At 64.9% G+C, this 14,802-nt stretch carries 8 protein-coding genes and 3 rRNA genes; 9 read left to right on the top strand and 2 right to left on the bottom strand.

What is annotated here, in order from left to right; translation table 11 throughout:
• Window positions 1-585: a DUF1349 domain-containing protein gene (locus MICNX66_RS10690; RefSeq protein WP_187661863.1), complete on the bottom strand. Its 585-nt coding sequence runs from the start codon at window positions 583-585 to the stop codon at window positions 1-3.
• 59 nt (window positions 586-644) lie between these two features.
• On the opposite strand from MICNX66_RS10690, the gene MICNX66_RS10685 reads away from it, so the two are divergent.
• The 4 genes from MICNX66_RS10685 to MICNX66_RS10670 are packed head-to-tail and all read left to right on the top strand — an operon-like array spanning window position 645 to window position 4,253.
• On the top strand, window positions 645-1,289 hold the full coding sequence (locus MICNX66_RS10685; protein WP_187661862.1) for a SatD family protein: 645 nt from the start codon (window positions 645-647) through the stop codon (window positions 1,287-1,289).
• A complete protein-coding gene (locus MICNX66_RS10680) occupies window positions 1,286-2,074 on the top strand; it encodes a hypothetical protein (protein WP_187661861.1) in 789 nt (262 codons plus the stop codon). The genes MICNX66_RS10685 and MICNX66_RS10680 overlap by 4 nt, the downstream gene beginning before the upstream one ends.
• Before the next feature lie 52 nt (window positions 2,075-2,126).
• Window positions 2,127-3,428 carry a tyrosine--tRNA ligase gene (gene tyrS, locus MICNX66_RS10675; RefSeq protein WP_187661860.1) on the top strand — a complete coding sequence of 434 codons (1,302 nt, stop codon included), beginning with the start codon at window positions 2,127-2,129 and terminating at the stop codon, window positions 3,426-3,428.
• A gap of 12 nt (window positions 3,429-3,440) precedes the next feature.
• Complete coding sequence (locus MICNX66_RS10670; RefSeq protein WP_187661859.1) at window positions 3,441-4,253, top strand: DUF4184 family protein; 813 nt, start codon at window positions 3,441-3,443, stop codon at window positions 4,251-4,253.
• Window positions 4,254-4,262: 9 nt separating this feature from the next.
• On the opposite strand, the gene MICNX66_RS10665 is transcribed toward MICNX66_RS10670, so the two are convergent.
• Entirely contained in the window at window positions 4,263-5,600 is a 1,338-nt protein-coding gene (locus tag MICNX66_RS10665) for a CoA transferase (RefSeq protein ID WP_187661858.1), read from the bottom strand.
• Window positions 5,601-6,192: 592 nt separating this feature from the next.
• On the opposite strand from MICNX66_RS10665, the gene MICNX66_RS10660 reads away from it, so the two are divergent.
• The 5 genes from MICNX66_RS10660 to MICNX66_RS10640 all read left to right on the top strand — a co-directional run bounded on the left by MICNX66_RS10660 (window position 6,193) and on the right by MICNX66_RS10640 (window position 14,774).
• Window positions 6,193-7,715 (top strand): 16S ribosomal RNA (locus MICNX66_RS10660).
• Between the two features lie 415 nt (window positions 7,716-8,130).
• Window positions 8,131-11,232: ribosomal RNA gene (locus tag MICNX66_RS10655) — 23S ribosomal RNA — on the top strand.
• A 111-nt stretch (window positions 11,233-11,343) separates the two neighbouring features.
• A 5S ribosomal RNA gene (gene rrf, locus MICNX66_RS10650) occupies window positions 11,344-11,460 on the top strand.
• Together the 16S, 23S and 5S rRNA genes form the textbook arrangement of a ribosomal RNA operon.
• Before the next feature lie 1,443 nt (window positions 11,461-12,903).
• On the top strand, window positions 12,904-13,725 hold the full coding sequence (locus MICNX66_RS10645; protein ID WP_187661857.1) for a hypothetical protein: 822 nt from the start codon (window positions 12,904-12,906) through the stop codon (window positions 13,723-13,725).
• Complete coding sequence (locus MICNX66_RS10640) at window positions 13,725-14,774, top strand: HAD-IIA family hydrolase (RefSeq protein ID WP_187661856.1); 1,050 nt, start codon at window positions 13,725-13,727, stop codon at window positions 14,772-14,774. Before MICNX66_RS10645 ends, MICNX66_RS10640 begins: the two co-directional genes overlap by 1 nt.
• Window positions 14,775-14,802 lie beyond the last annotated feature (28 nt).

Below are 14,802 nucleotides of genomic sequence, written 5' to 3'. Positions count from 1 at the left end.
TCAGTGCAGGTCGCCGTCGGCGGCCGAGCGCTCCCACCGGGTGAACCGGACGGTCAGGCCCGCCCGGGTGGGTGCTGCGAGGAACGGTCCTGCGGAGACGGCCGTGTCACCGGCGAAGGGAGCCACCCTGACGAGTCGCCACGGTCCGTCGTCCGCGCGGGCCCGCACGATCATCGCGTCCGCCCAGCGGCTGACCCGGACGGTGATCTCGCTCTCGCGCCAGTCGTCGACGTAGCCGACCGACCAGTCCGAGCGGCCGGCGGTCACGACGGCGCCCAGGCCGAGGTGGCCGTCGGCGAACTCGACTCCCGCCTTGATCCAGTGCTCGTCATCGGCGCGGACGAAGAGGCCCGCCTGGTCGAACTGCCCCTCCCACGGCGCGCGGAAGGCGACCTCGATCGCTTCACCGACCTCCAGCGGGGCGAGCAGTGCATGCTCGGAGTCGTGCACGAAGCCGTACGCGGTGTGACGCCAGGCATCGCTGCCCTCGATCGCGGTGGCGTCGAGATGCCCGTCGATGCGCGTCAGCGCGGGGGCGTGGGTCCAGGTGCCGTCGGTCCAGTCGATGATGCGTGAATCAGGCATATTTCCTATCTATAGCCATATGAGGCATAAACCTCGGATATTCGTGTTACGGTTATCCCATGGTCATCGCCGTGATCGCCGACATCGTGGGTTCCCGAGAGCTCGGGGACCGGAGCGCCGCACAGCGTGCCCTCGACGAGACCATCGCGCAGGTCGAACGCGACCGTCCGCTGGCGGTCCAGCCGCTCACGCCCACGGTAGGGGACGAGCAGCAGGGCGTCTACCGCGAGCTTCCCGACGCGCTCCTCTCCCTCCTCATGGTCCAGCTCCGGCTCCCTGAGGGCCTCGCGTTCCGCTTCGGCGTCGGCATCGGCGAGGTCCGACCGGTGGCGTCGGTGCACGGTGAGCTGGCCGACGGCCCCGGGTGGTATGCGGCGCGCGCCGCGATCGAGACCGTGCACGCCCGCGAACAGCGCGCCGTGCCGCGCACGCGCACCTGGATTGTCGGAGCCCCGGGCCAGGATGAGGTCATGGAGACCGTGATCGCCGCGTCCAACGCGTATGTCCTCGCGCGCGACGAGCTCGTCGGGGCGATGAGCACGCGCGAGCGCCACCTCACGTACGGGCGCCTGGTCGGCCGGTCCCAGCAGGAGCTCGCCGCCCAGGAGGGCATCTCGCAGCCGAGCGTGTCCAAATCGCTGCGGAGCGCGGGAGCCGCCGCTGTCATCGAGGGTGTGGCCGCGCTCCGGGGGGAGACCGCATGATCCTCGCGGGCTTCGTCCTCCTGGCCGTCGGCGCGACCGACCTCGTCCGCCAGTTCGTGCCTCGGCGGTGGATCGGCTACGTCGTGGCCGCGGCTGTGGTCCTCCTCCTCGGCATCGGCGGGGACGCGCTGCTGCCGGCCCTCCTCGGACTCGGTGCCGGAGCGCTGTGGGCCTGGAGCATGCCGGACGAGGGGCCGTCCCGTGCCGGGTTCTGGCCGGCCGTCGCGCTGGCGGCCCTCAGCATCGGCGCCGTGGTCTGGGGCGGATCGAGGAATGCCGCCGGTCTCATCGGCGAGCTCTGGACGCTCCGCTCGCCGTTCGGCGAGGTGCCGTTCGATCTGGCTGTGCTCGCTCTCGGCGCCGGTGTCTTCCTGCTCGAATCCGCCAACCTCGTCGTCCGCGCGGCTCTGGACGGCGAGCACACCTGGCGCCCCGCGGAGGTGGCGGAGCCGGTGCCTCCGGTCATCGCATCCGCACCGACCGACCAGCCTGCGGCCGATGCCCCTGCGGTGTCCGCCGTGATCCCCGCCGATCCGCGCCACGGCTTCAAGGGCGGGCGGCTCATCGGCCCGCTCGAACGCGTCCTCGTGATGATCCTCACCCTGGCCGTGGCGTACCCCGTGCTCGCGGCCATGCTCGCCGCCAAGGGCATCGTCCGCTTCCCGGAGATCTCCCGCGACGGGGAGACCGGGGCCCGCGCGGAGTACTTCCTCGTCGGCAGCCTCGTGAGCTGGGTCATCGGCCTCGGCGCCGCGTTCCTCGTGTGGTGGGCCGCGCACAGCTGACACCCCTCCGCGCGACGCAGCGGGGCGGTCGTCCGCTGCTAGCCTGGAGCGCGTGTCAACTCCCGCTCTGACGACCGCGCCGCAGGCGATCGACCCCACGTTCGAGAACGTGTGGGACGAGATCGTGTGGCGTGGCCTCGTCCACGTGTCCACCGACCAGGAGGCGCTGCGCGCCCTGCTCGCGGGAGATCCCGTCACGTATTACTGCGGCTTCGACCCGACGGCGCCCAGCCTGCACCTCGGGCACCTCGTCCAGCTGCTCCTGCTCCGCCGCCTCCAGCTCGCCGGGCACAAGCCGCTCGGTCTCGTCGGTGGGTCCACCGGTCTGATCGGCGACCCGCGGCCCACCGCGGAGCGCACGCTCAACACCCGCGAGACCGTCGCGGAATGGGTCGATCGCCTGCGCGGGCAGGTCGAGCGCTACCTCAGCTTCGAGGGCGAGAACGCCGCCCGCATGGTGAACAACCTCGACTGGACGGCGCCGCTCTCCGCGATCGACTTCCTCCGCGAGATCGGCAAGCACTACCGCGTCGGCACCATGCTGAAGAAGGACGCGGTGGCCGCGCGCCTGAACTCCGACGCCGGCATCAGCTACACCGAGTTCAGCTACCAGATCCTCCAGGGGCTCGACTTCCTCGAGCTCTACCGGCAGTACGACTGCGTGCTGCAGACGGGCGGCTCCGATCAGTGGGGCAACCTCACCAGCGGCACCGACCTCATCCACCGGGTCGAAGGGGCGTCCGTCCACGCGATCGGCACCCCGCTGATCACCAACAGCGACGGCACCAAGTTCGGCAAGAGCGAGGGCAACGCGATCTGGATCGACGCGGAGCTCACGAGCCCGTACGCGTTCTACCAGTTCTGGCTCAGCACGGCCGATGCCGACGTGATCGAGCGCCTCAAGGTGTTCACGTTCCTGACCAGGGCCGAGATCGAGGAGTACGCGGAGCTCGTGGCGACCGAGCCGTTCCGCCGTGCCGCCCAGAAGCGCCTCGCGCTCGAGGTCGTCGCGACGGTGCACGGCGTCGAGGCGACGGCGGCCGTGATCGCGGCGTCCGAGGCGCTGTTCGGGCAGGGCGACCTGACGACTCTCGACCCGGCGACCTTGCGCACGGCGCTCGACGAGCTTCCGCATGCGACGGTCGCAGCCGGAACTCCGGTCGTCGACGCCCTCGTCGCCACCGGTCTCGTGTCGAGCCTGTCGGAGGCGCGCCGCGCCATCGCGCAGGGCGGCGTCTCCCTCGATGGGGAGCGGGTGGAGGACGACTCCGCGACCGTGCAGGGCACCCTGCCCGGCGGTGTCTCGGTGCTGCGTCGCGGGAAGAAGACCCTCGCCGGCGTCTTCCTGGGCTGACCCCGGCCTCGTATGCCGTTCACTCCGAGCCACGCGATCGTCGCGCTGCCGTTCGTGCGCACGCCGCTCGTCCCCGCGGCGATCGCGATCGGAGCGATGACGCCGGACATCTCGCTGTTCCTGCGCAACGTCGGCCTCAACTACGGCTTCCTGCACGATCCGGTCAACCTCGTGTGGACGACGCTGCTCGCTCTCGGGCTGTTCCTCCTCTGGCGCGTCCTGCTGCGCCCGGCGACCCTGGAGCTGCTGCCGGGATGGGTGTCCGTGCGGCTGCCCGCCGGCTGGGGGGCGACCGGATACCGGGCGGCGATCGAGGCGCTGAGTCGCGATGACCGCCCGCGGTACGCGGGCTGGCGACCGCTGTATCCGTTCCTGCTCGTGTTCTCGACGATGCTGGGCGTGCTCTCGCACATCCTCTGGGATGCGTTCACGCACGACTCGCGGTGGGGCGTGGATCTGCTGCCCGCGCTCGCGGACTCCTGGGGTCCCTTCGACGGCTACAAGTGGCTCCAGTACGGCTCGAGTGCCCTCGGCCTGCTGGGCCTGGCGATCTGGGCTGCACTGCGGCTGCGCCGCGCGACGCCTCGAGCGGACGCGCGCCGAGTCCTTCCGACGTTCGTGCGGGTCGCGTGGTGGCTCTCGCTGCCGGTGATCCTCGTGATCGCGTGGGTCGGCGGTCTGCTCGCGTTCGGTCCGCTGTCCGCCGAGTTCACGGTGCAGCATCTCGCATATCGGGTGCTGCCGCCCGCCTGCGCGGTGTGGGGCGTGCTGACCCTGGTCCTCTGCGTCGTACTGGCGGTGCGGCGGCCGCGCGCTGCGGTCTGATCCCGCGCCTCACCAGTGCGGCGCGTCCGTGCCCCACCCGTGCGGGGCATCGAACGCCAGGCCGGGGAGTGCCGGGGCGGCCGTCACGATCGTTTCCCCGTCGACGTCGAAGCGGGCCAGGTGGCCGGATGCGTCCACCTCGGGGAGCGCCGACGCGCGGGGCGTCCGCGGCATCCCGAGCAACTCGGCGGCGATCCGACGCAAGGAGGTCCGCACGACTCGCGAGTGCCCGTCGCGGTGGCGGAGCAGTTGCGTGAGGGCGGCGGCGAGGAGGTAGCCGGCGCTGTGGTCCAATGCCTGAGCCGGAAGAGCGCCCGGCCGACCGCCGTCGCCCTCGATCAGTGCGATGCCGCTCTCCGCCTGGACCAGGCTGTCGAAGCCGGCGCGCTCGGGGTGAGACGTGCCCCAGGCGCTGAGCTGGGCGACGAGCAGGCCCGGATACCGTGCGGCGAGCGCGTCGGGGGAGAGGCCCAGGCGCTCCAGGGCCGCAGGACGATAGCCGAGCACGACGGCATCCGCGGTCTCCAGGAGGTCGTGCAGCGCAGCGCCTCGGGCATCGAGCAGCGCGGTGCGCTTGCCGTGACCGGTGTCGAGATGCTGCCACGGAAGCTCGGGGAGGTGCGGCGGGTCGATGCGGAGCACGTCCGCGCCGAGGAGCGCGAGGGTCCGGGTGCACACCGGACCGGCGATCACCCGCGTGAGGTCGAGGACGCGGACGCCGGCGAGGGGAGCCTGCCCCGCCGCACCGGGCGACGGGAGACGTCGGTCCTTCCCCCGTCGTCGGCCGATCGCCTCCGTGATCGCGACGTCCACGACGGGCGTCCGCCGCAGAGCCTCATCGGCCGCGCGGTCCTCAGGGCGGACGGCCACGGCGAGACCTCCGGCTTCGGAGATCCGGCGGACGGCCTCCGCGGTGTGCAGCGTCTCCAGCGTGCGGGCCACGGCCTCCGCTCCTGCCCTGTCGTCCAGGTCCAGCGCGGTGCGAAGCGCGCGGGCGTGGTGCGGGTAGTTGCCGTGTGTCCGGACCCATCCGTCCGCGCTCGCCCAGAACCCGGAGAGGGGCGCCCACACGGGAGGGGGAGTGCCGCCCACCTCCAGATACCTGTCGCTCCGGTAGGCGACGGCGACGCGGACGGGGTCGACGCGCGTGAGATCGATACCCGCGGCGAGGGCCACTGCTGCGACGCTGACGAGAGCGAGATCGCCGGTCGCCGTGCGCGAAGAGAGCGGGACGCCCCCGAGGGCACGGAGGGCCGGGTCCGCCGGGGCCGGCGACGCGTCCCCGCCCGCCTCGGTCACGACGCGGGCGAGCAGCTCAGCGGCGGAGGTGGGACGACCGGAGACCATGGCGAGATGCTACTCCCGGCCGCGAAGTGGCCGGAAACCCTGGCTGATCCGGGGGAATCAGGCGCATGAGGGCCTGCGACACGCCCGGGGGAGTGCGCCCGATTTGCCAGACCCCCGGAATCCACGTAACTTATTACTTGTTCGCCCCACAGGGAAGCGGAGAAGCCCAGAGCTTCACCCCCCTCAAGCGGAGAACCACTCCCAATCCTCTCTCACTTGAGAGATCAGACGCTTGCGTCTAGGATGGGAGATCCACCCCTTCTGCGGCTGTCACAGGCTGCGCAGCTGATCCGAGATCCGCACGGCGCGCCGATTTGACAAGCGGGTCGGGATGGCTAAGATAGAGAAGTTGCCCTGCGGGCCTGGTCGTGATGGCTGGGTCGTGGGAGCATCCGATCCTTGAGAACTCAACAGCGTGCACTTGTCAAATGCCAAATTATCCTCGTCTAGCTTCGGCTGGGTGAGAATTCCTTTGGATCAAAGACCAACCTCCTTGTGGGGTTGGCAACGGATAGTCAGCAATGATTTATCTCTTTGGTCAGCATCAAACTCGCTGCGTTCCGGTTTTTCCCCGGTTCGTATGCAATTTCTTTTTACGGAGAGTTTGATCCTGGCTCAGGATGAACGCTGGCGGCGTGCTTAACACATGCAAGTCGAACGGTGAACACGGAGCTTGCTCTGTGGGATCAGTGGCGAACGGGTGAGTAACACGTGAGCAACCTGCCCCTGACTCTGGGATAAGCGCTGGAAACGGCGTCTAATACTGGATATGTGACGTGACCGCATGGTCTGCGTTTGGAAAGATTTTTCGGTTGGGGATGGGCTCGCGGCCTATCAGCTTGTTGGTGAGGTAATGGCTCACCAAGGCGTCGACGGGTAGCCGGCCTGAGAGGGTGACCGGCCACACTGGGACTGAGACACGGCCCAGACTCCTACGGAGGCAGCAGTGGGGAATATTGCACAATGGGCGAAAGCCTGATGCAGCAACGCCGCGTGAGGGATGACGGCCTTCGGGTTGTAAACCTCTTTTAGCAGGGAAGAAGCGAAAGTGACGGTACCTGCAGAAAAAGCGCCGGCTAACTACGTGCCAGCAGCCGCGGTAATACGTAGGGCGCAAGCGTTATCCGGAATTATTGGGCGTAAAGAGCTCGTAGGCGGTTTGTCGCGTCTGCTGTGAAATCCCGAGGCTCAACCTCGGGCCTGCAGTGGGTACGGGCAGACTAGAGTGCGGTAGGGGAGATTGGAATTCCTGGTGTAGCGGTGGAATGCGCAGATATCAGGAGGAACACCGATGGCGAAGGCAGATCTCTGGGCCGTAACTGACGCTGAGGAGCGAAAGGGTGGGGAGCAAACAGGCTTAGATACCCTGGTAGTCCACCCCGTAAACGTTGGGAACTAGTTGTGGGGTCCATTCCACGGATTCCGTGACGCAGCTAACGCATTAAGTTCCCCGCCTGGGGAGTACGGCCGCAAGGCTAAAACTCAAAGGAATTGACGGGGACCCGCACAAGCGGCGGAGCATGCGGATTAATTCGATGCAACGCGAAGAACCTTACCAAGGCTTGACATATACGAGAACGGGCCAGAAATGGTCAACTCTTTGGACACTCGTAAACAGGTGGTGCATGGTTGTCGTCAGCTCGTGTCGTGAGATGTTGGTTAAGTCCCGCAACGAGCGCAACCCTCGTTCTATGTTGCCAGCACGTAATGGTGGGAACTCATGGGATACTGCCGGGGTCAACTCGGAGGAAGGTGGGGATGACGTCAAATCATCATGCCCCTTATGTCTTGGGCTTCACGCATGCTACAATGGCCGGTACAAAGGGCTGCAATACCGTGAGGTGGAGCGAATCCCAAAAAGCCGGTCCCAGTTCGGATTGAGGTCTGCAACTCGACCTCATGAAGTCGGAGTCGCTAGTAATCGCAGATCAGCAACGCTGCGGTGAATACGTTCCCGGGTCTTGTACACACCGCCCGTCAAGTCATGAAAGTCGGTAACACCTGAAGCCGGTGGCCTAACCCTTGTGGAGGGAGCCGTCGAAGGTGGGATCGGTAATTAGGACTAAGTCGTAACAAGGTAGCCGTACCGGAAGGTGCGGCTGGATCACCTCCTTTCTAAGGAGCATCTGACGCTTCGGCGTCCAGAACCCAGATCGAAGGCATACGTTCTTCGCTGGGAGCTCATGGGTGGAACATTTGACATGGCATCGAGATCTGATCTCGGGACTAGTACGCCGCTTCGGTGGTTGGAAGGTTCTGGGTGAGGGGACCGGTGCCTGCACGCTGTTGGGTCCTGAGGGACCGGATGCGGATCCTTCGGGGTCTGGTCTGAACCTCTGGACCTCTTTCTGTTTGTCCCTGTGGGGGCAGGTGGATGGGGGTTCCGCCCGTACTTTGAGAACTACACAGTGGACGCGAGCATCTTGCAGCCGGCTTTCGAGCTGGTTGCACAAGATGATCTTAAAGATCATTAGTCAATTTCTGATTCCATCTTCGGATGGGGTCGAGTTTTTGATTCAAACTCATGTGATTTCAAGTCTTTAAGAGCAAACGGTGGATGCCTTGGCATCTGGAGCCGAAGAAGGACGTAGCAATCTGCGATAAGCCTCGGGGAACTGATAAGCAAGTTTTGATCCGAGGGTGTCCGAATGGGGAAACCCCGCTGGGCGGCGTGCCGACCTAGTGACTCCCGCCTGAATATATAGGGCGGGTAGAGGGAACGTGGGGAAGTGAAACATCTCAGTACCCACAGGAAGAGAAAGCAACCGCGATTCCGTTAGTAGTGGCGAGCGAAACCGGATCAGGCTAAACCGAGTGTGTGTGATATCCGGCAGGAGTTGCATATTCGGGGTTGTGGGACTCACCAGTCAGTTCTGCCGAGCTGGCGACGTTACAGAAGCGTATAGACGAACGGTCTTGAAAGGCCGGTCATAGAGGGTGCCAACCCCGTAGTCGAAATGCGTGTTCTGGCGTGGAGAGTATCCCAAGTAGCACGGGGCCCGTGAAATCCCGTGTGAATCTGTCAGGACCACCTGATAAGCCTAAATACTCCCAGATGACCGATAGCGGACAAGTACCGTGAGGGAAAGGTGAAAAGTACCCCGGGAGGGGAGTGAAATAGTACCTGAAACCGTTTGCTTACAAACCGTTGGAGCACCCTGGTAGGTGTGACAGCGTGCCTTTTGAAGAATGAGCCTGCGAGTTAGCGATATGTGGCGAGGTTAACCCGTGTGGGGTAGCCGTAGCGAAAGCGAGTCTGAATAGGGCGATTCAGTCGCATGTCCTAGACCCGAAGCGAAGTGATCTATCCATGGCCAGGTTGAAGCGACGGTAAGACGTCGTGGAGGACCGAACCCACTTAGGTTGAAAACTGAGGGGATGAGCTGTGGATAGGGGTGAAAGGCCAATCAAACTTCGTGATAGCTGGTTCTCTCCGAAATGCATTTAGGTGCAGCGTTGCGTGTTTCTTGCCGGAGGTAGAGCTACTGGATGGCCGATGGGCCCTACAAGGTTACTGACGTCAGCCAAACTCCGAATGCCGGTAAGTGAGAGCGCAGCAGTGAGACTGTGGGGGATAAGCTTCATAGTCGAGAGGGAAACAACCCAGACCACCAACTAAGGTCCCAAAGCGCGTGCTAAGTGGGAAAGGATGTGGAGTTGCTCTGACAACCAGGAGGTTGGCTTAGAAGCAGCCACCCTTGAAAGAGTGCGTAATAGCTCACTGGTCAAGTGATTCCGCGCCGACAATGTAACGGGGCTCAAGCACGCCACCGAAGTTGTGGCATTGACATTATTGGTAGGCCTTCGTGGTCCAGCCGTGTTGATGGGTAGGAGAGCGTCGTGTGGCCAGCGAAGCGGCGGTGGAAACCAGCCGTGGAGGCTACACGAGTGAGAATGCAGGCATGAGTAGCGAATGACGTGTGAGAAACACGTCCTCCGAAAGACCAAGGGTTCCAGGGTCAAGCTAATCTTCCCTGGGTAAGTCGGGACCTAAGGCGAGGCCGACAGGCGTAGTCGATGGACAACGGGTTGATATTCCCGTACCGGCGAAGAACCGCCCAAGCTAATCCAGTGGTGCTAAACGTCCGAGCCTTCACATCGTCACCTTCGGGTGACACCGTGGAGGGGAGCACGTGACCCCATGCTGGTGCGGTTAGCGTATTAACAGGTGTGACGCAGGAAGGTAGTCCAAGCCAGGCGATGGTTGTCCTGGTGCAAGTGCGTAGGCCGAGTCGTAGGCAAATCCGCGACTCATACAGGCTGAGACACGATGCGGATAAAAAGTGGATGATCCTATGCTGCCGAGAAAAGCATCGACGCGAGGTTCTAGCCGCCCGTACCCCAAACCGACTCAGGTGGTCAGGTAGAGAATACCAAGGAGATCGAGAGAATCGTGGTTAAAGGAACTCGGCAAAATGCCCCCGTAACTTCGGGAGAAGGGGGCCTTCGACGTATTAGGACTTGCTCCGAAAGCGTTTGGAGGCCGCAGAGACTAGTGGGTAGCGACTGTTTACTAAAAACACAGGTCCGTGCCAAGTCGCAAGACGATGTATACGGACTGACGCCTGCCCGGTGCTGGAAGGTTAAGAGGACCGGTTAGCCGCAAGGCGAAGCTGAGAATTTAAGCCCCAGTAAACGGCGGTGGTAACTATAACCATCCTAAGGTAGCGAAATTCCTTGTCGGGTAAGTTCCGACCTGCACGAATGGCGTAACGACTTCCCAACTGTCTCAACCGCGAACTCGGCGAAATTGCATTACGAGTAAAGATGCTCGTTACGCGCAGCAGGACGGAAAGACCCCGTGACCTTTACTACAGCTTGGTATTGGTGTTCGGTGTGGCTTGTGTAGGATAGGTGGGAGACTTTGAAGCGGTGACGCCAGTTACCGTGGAGTCATTGTTGAAATACCACTCTGGTCACTCTGGATATCTAACTTCGAACCGTAATCCGGTTCAGGGACAGTGCCTGGTGGGTAGTTTAACTGGGGCGGTTGCCTCCCAAAAAGTAACGGAGGCGCCCAAAGGTTCCCTCAACCTGGTTGGCAATCAGGTGGCGAGTGTAAGTGCACAAGGGAGCTTGACTGTGAGACTGACAGGTCGAGCAGGGACGAAAGTCGGGACTAGTGATCCGGCAGTGGCTTGTGGAAGCGCTGTCGCTCAACGGATAAAAGGTACCTCGGGGATAACAGGCTGATCTTGCCCAAGAGTCCATATCGACGGCATGGTTTGGCACCTCGATGTCGGCTCGTCGCATCCTGGGGCTGGAGTAGGTCCCAAGGGTTGGGCTGTTCGCCCATTAAAGCGGTACGCGAGCTGGGTTTAGAACGTCGTGAGACAGTTCGGTCCCTATCCGCTGCGCGCGTAGGAAGTTTGAGAGGATCTGACCCTAGTACGAGAGGACCGGGTTGGACGAACCTCTGGTGTGTCAGTTGTTCCGCCAGGAGCACCGCTGATTAGCTACGTTCGGGATGGATAACCGCTGAAAGCATCTAAGCGGGAAGCCGGCCTCAAGATGAGACTTCCATACCTTCGGGTGAGAGGCTCCCAGCCAGACTACTGGGTTGATAGGCCAGATGTGGAAGCACGGTAACGTGTGCAGCTGACTGGTACTAATAAGCCGATGACTTGATAACACACCGTTTGTTGGTGCTTGCGTCCACTGAGTGGTTCTCGATGTACGGTCGAGAACTACCTTCAACAATGATTCATCATTGCTTTAGGTTTGATTGAAACATCAATAGTGTTTCGGCGGCCATAGCGTGAGGGAAACGCCCGGTCACATTCCGAACCCGGAAGCTAAGCCTCACAGCGCCGATGGTACTGCAGGGGGGACCCTGTGGGAGAGTAGGACACCGCCGGACTCCTTTTAGTCGAAATGGCCACCCATCGTTGGGTGGCCATTTTGCGTTTACGAGCGAAGAGAACAGAGAACAGGGAGCACCATGCCGGAAGAGGAAGAGCGCCGTCCACGTCGCAACGACGGGAACCAGCGCAACGAACGTCCTTCCGGAGGTCGCCCTGTGTACCGCGACGGCGGTTCTCGTGCCGACTCCGGCGACCGAGGCCCTCGGCGGGAGGGTGGCTACAGCCGTGATGGTGGTGCCCCGCGTCGTGAGGGTGGCTACAGCCGTGATGGTGGTGCCCCGCGTCGTGAGGGTGGCTACAGCCGTGATGGTGGTGCCCCGCGTCGTGAGGGCGGTTACAACCGTGATGGTGGTGCCCCGCGTCGTGAGGGTGGCTACAGCCGTGATGGTGGTGCCCCGCGTCGTGAGGGTGGCTACAGCCGTGATGGTGGTGCCCCGCGTCGTGAGGGCGGTTACAGCCGTGATGGTGGTGCCCCGCGTCGTGAGGGTGGCTACAGCCGTGATGGTGGTGCCCCGCGTCGTGAGGGTGGCTACAGCCGTGATGGTGGTGCCCCGCGTCGTGAGGGTGGCTACAGCCGTGATGGTGGTGCCCCGCGTCGTGAGGGCGGTTACAGCCGTGATGGTGGTGCCCCGCGTCGTGAGGGTGGCTACAGCCGTGATGGTGGTGCCCCGCGTCGTGAAGGTGGTTACAGCCGTGATGGTGGTGCCCCGCGTCGCGAGGGCGGTTACAACCGTGATGGTGGTGCCCCGCGTCGTGAAGGCGGTTACAACAACCGTGATGGTGCGCCTCGTCGCGAGGGCGGCTACAACCGTGATGGTGCGCCCCGTCGCGAGGGCGGTTACAACAACCGTGATGGTGCCCCGCGTCGCGAAGGCGGTTACAACAACCGTGATGGTGCGCCCCGTCGCGAGGGCGGCTACAACCGCGATGGTGGTGCCCCTCGTCGCGAAGGCGGTTACAACAACCGTGACAGCGCCCCGCGTCGCGAAGGCGGCTACAACCGCGACAGCGCTCCGCGTCGTGAGGGTGGGTACAACCGTGATGGTGGTGCCCCGCGTCGCGAGGGCGGGTACAACCGCGATGGTGGTGCCCCACGTCGTGAAGGTGGTTACAACCGCGACACTGCCCCGCGCCGTGAGGGCGGGTACAACCGTGACGGTGGTGCCCCCCGTCGCGAAGGCGGGTACAACAATCGTGACAGCGCTCCGCGCCGCGAGGGCGGATTCGACCGGGAGCGGGGGAGTGACCGGTCTCGGTCCTTCCCGCAGCGCGGCGGTGCGGGGCGGGAGCGTCCTGCCAACGCGGCGAGCGAGCGTCCGCGGTTCGACGAGCCCCGCGTCCCGGAGGATGTCACGGCGCGCGACCTGCACCCCTCCGCGCGCAACGAGCTGAAGACGCTCAGCAAAGAGAACGCGGAGTTCGTCGCTCGGCATCTGGCGATGGCTTCTCGGCTGATCGACGAGGACCCGACTCTGGCGCACGAGCACGCACTCGCAGCGTCGCGTCGTGCAGGGCGCATCGCGATCGTCCGGGAGACCCTGGGCATCACCGCCTACGCGACGGGTGACTTCGCCCTGGCCCTGCGGGAACTGCGCACCTATCGCCGGATCTCCGGCAAGGACGACCAGATCGCCCTCATGGTCGACAGCGAGCGAGGCATCGGACGTCCCGACCGCGCCCTCGAGACCGGCCGCGCCGTGGACCGATCGGCTCTGACCACCCCCGTGCGCGTGGCTCTCGCGATCGCGATGTCGGGTGCCCGGCTGGACCAGGGTGACCTGGAGCTGGCCCTCGGGGAGCTCGAGATCCCGGAGCTCAACCCGGATCGCGCGTTCGAGTGGAGCCCCGCGCTCTTCGCCGCGCGCGCTGCCGTCCTGGAAGATCTCGGACGCACGGACGAGGCGGAGTTCTGGGCGCACCGCGCCGAGGTCGCCGCGGAAGCTCTCGGTGTCGATGAGGCCGGCGACGAGGAGCTCTACGTCGAGGACGGTCTCGTCGAGGACGAGTTCTCCGACGAGCACGCTGTCTCCGTCGAGGATGTTGTGTCCGACAAGGAGGAGTACTCCGCCGACGACACCGTCACCGACTCCGACTCCGAGGAAGAAGAGGCTCTCGACGCGGAGACCGGAGACGACTCGTCCTCCTCCGACACGAACGAGCCCGCCGAGCCGTCCATCGAAGACGAGGTGCGCGAACTGCTCGGCGAGGACGACGAGACGGAGGACGACTCGCCCTCCGCATCCGAGAAGCCGGAGGCGTAGTGGGGCTCTTCACACCCAAGGCACGGAGGTCTCGAGCGGGACGGACGCCTCTCGAGGGCGTGGACACCGTCCTCGCCGATCTCGACGGCGTCGTCTACGCCGGTCCGGGGGCTCTGCCGCACGCGGTCGAGAGCCTGAACGCCGCGGCGCAGGCGGTGCGTCTCGGCTACATCACCAACAACGCTTCGCGCACGGACGCCTCCGTGGCCGCGCATCTGACCAGTCTCGGGCTCGACGTCGCTCCGCAGGACGTCGTCACGAGCCCGCAGGCCGCGATGCGTCTGCTGTCCGGGATCGTTCCCGCGCCGGCGACCATCCTCGTGGTCGGCGGCGACGGGCTCGTCGACGAGGTGCAGAAGGCCGGGTACACGGTGACGCGCAGCGCCGAGGACGCTCCGCAGGCCGTGGTCCAGGGGTTCGCGCCCGAGGTGGCCTGGACGGACCTCGCCGAGGCGGCGTTCGCGCTGAAAGTCCCTGAGGACGAGGGCGGCATCCCCTGGATCGCCACGAACACGGACTGGACGATCCCGCGCGAGCGCGGCGTCGCCCCCGGCAACGGCACCCTCGTCTCCGCCGTGCACACCGCGATCGGTCGCCTGGCGACGGTGGCGGGCAAGCCAGAGACCCCGATCTTCGAGGAGGCGCTCGCCCGCTTCGGTGCCGCGAAGGCTCTGTTCATCGGCGACCGCCTGGACACCGACATCATGGGCGCCAGCCGCGCCGGCATCGAGTCCGCGCTCGTGCTGACCGGCATCGACCGTCCCAAGCACGTCCTCGCCGCGCCGGAAGGTTCACGCCCGACCTACATCCTCGGTGATCTGCGCGGTCTGCACGAGCCGTATCCCGAGCCCACCGTGACCGACGGCGTGTTCGACGTGAACGGTGCCGCCGTCCGCGTCCACGGAGCGGACGTCGAGATCGTCGCCGAGTCCGGCGAGCAGCTCGACCTCCTCCGCGCCGGCGCCGCGGCCATCTGGGCGTCCGGTACGCCGGTGTTCGTGCTGCGGGTTCCCGAACGGCTGTACGCCGACCCGTTCCACCGCCCCTGAGCCACGCGTGGCGCCGTCGGCCGTCGGC

The sequence above is a fragment of the Microbacterium sp. Nx66 genome (assembly GCF_904066215.1).
Classification (GTDB): Bacteria; Actinomycetota; Actinomycetes; order Actinomycetales; family Microbacteriaceae; genus Microbacterium; species Microbacterium meiriae.
This window is presented reverse-complemented; position numbering and strand designations above follow the sequence as displayed.

Excerpts from the sequence above, each read along its gene's own strand:
- MICNX66_RS10670 (WP_187661859.1), top strand. The coding sequence starts at position 3,441 with ATGCCGTTCACTCCGAGCCACGCGATCGTCGCGCTGCCGTTCGTGCGC.
- MICNX66_RS10680 (WP_187661861.1), top strand. The coding sequence starts at position 1,286 with ATGATCCTCGCGGGCTTCGTCCTCCTGGCCGTCGGCGCGACCGACCTC.
- MICNX66_RS10665 (WP_187661858.1), bottom strand. The coding sequence starts at position 5,600 with ATGGTCTCCGGTCGTCCCACCTCCGCCGCTGAGCTGCTCGCCCGCGTC.
- MICNX66_RS10690 (WP_187661863.1), bottom strand. The coding sequence starts at position 585 with ATGCCTGATTCACGCATCATCGACTGGACCGACGGCACCTGGACCCAC.
- MICNX66_RS10645 (WP_187661857.1), top strand. The coding sequence starts at position 12,904 with ATGGCTTCTCGGCTGATCGACGAGGACCCGACTCTGGCGCACGAGCAC.
- MICNX66_RS10685 (WP_187661862.1), top strand. The coding sequence starts at position 645 with ATGGTCATCGCCGTGATCGCCGACATCGTGGGTTCCCGAGAGCTCGGG.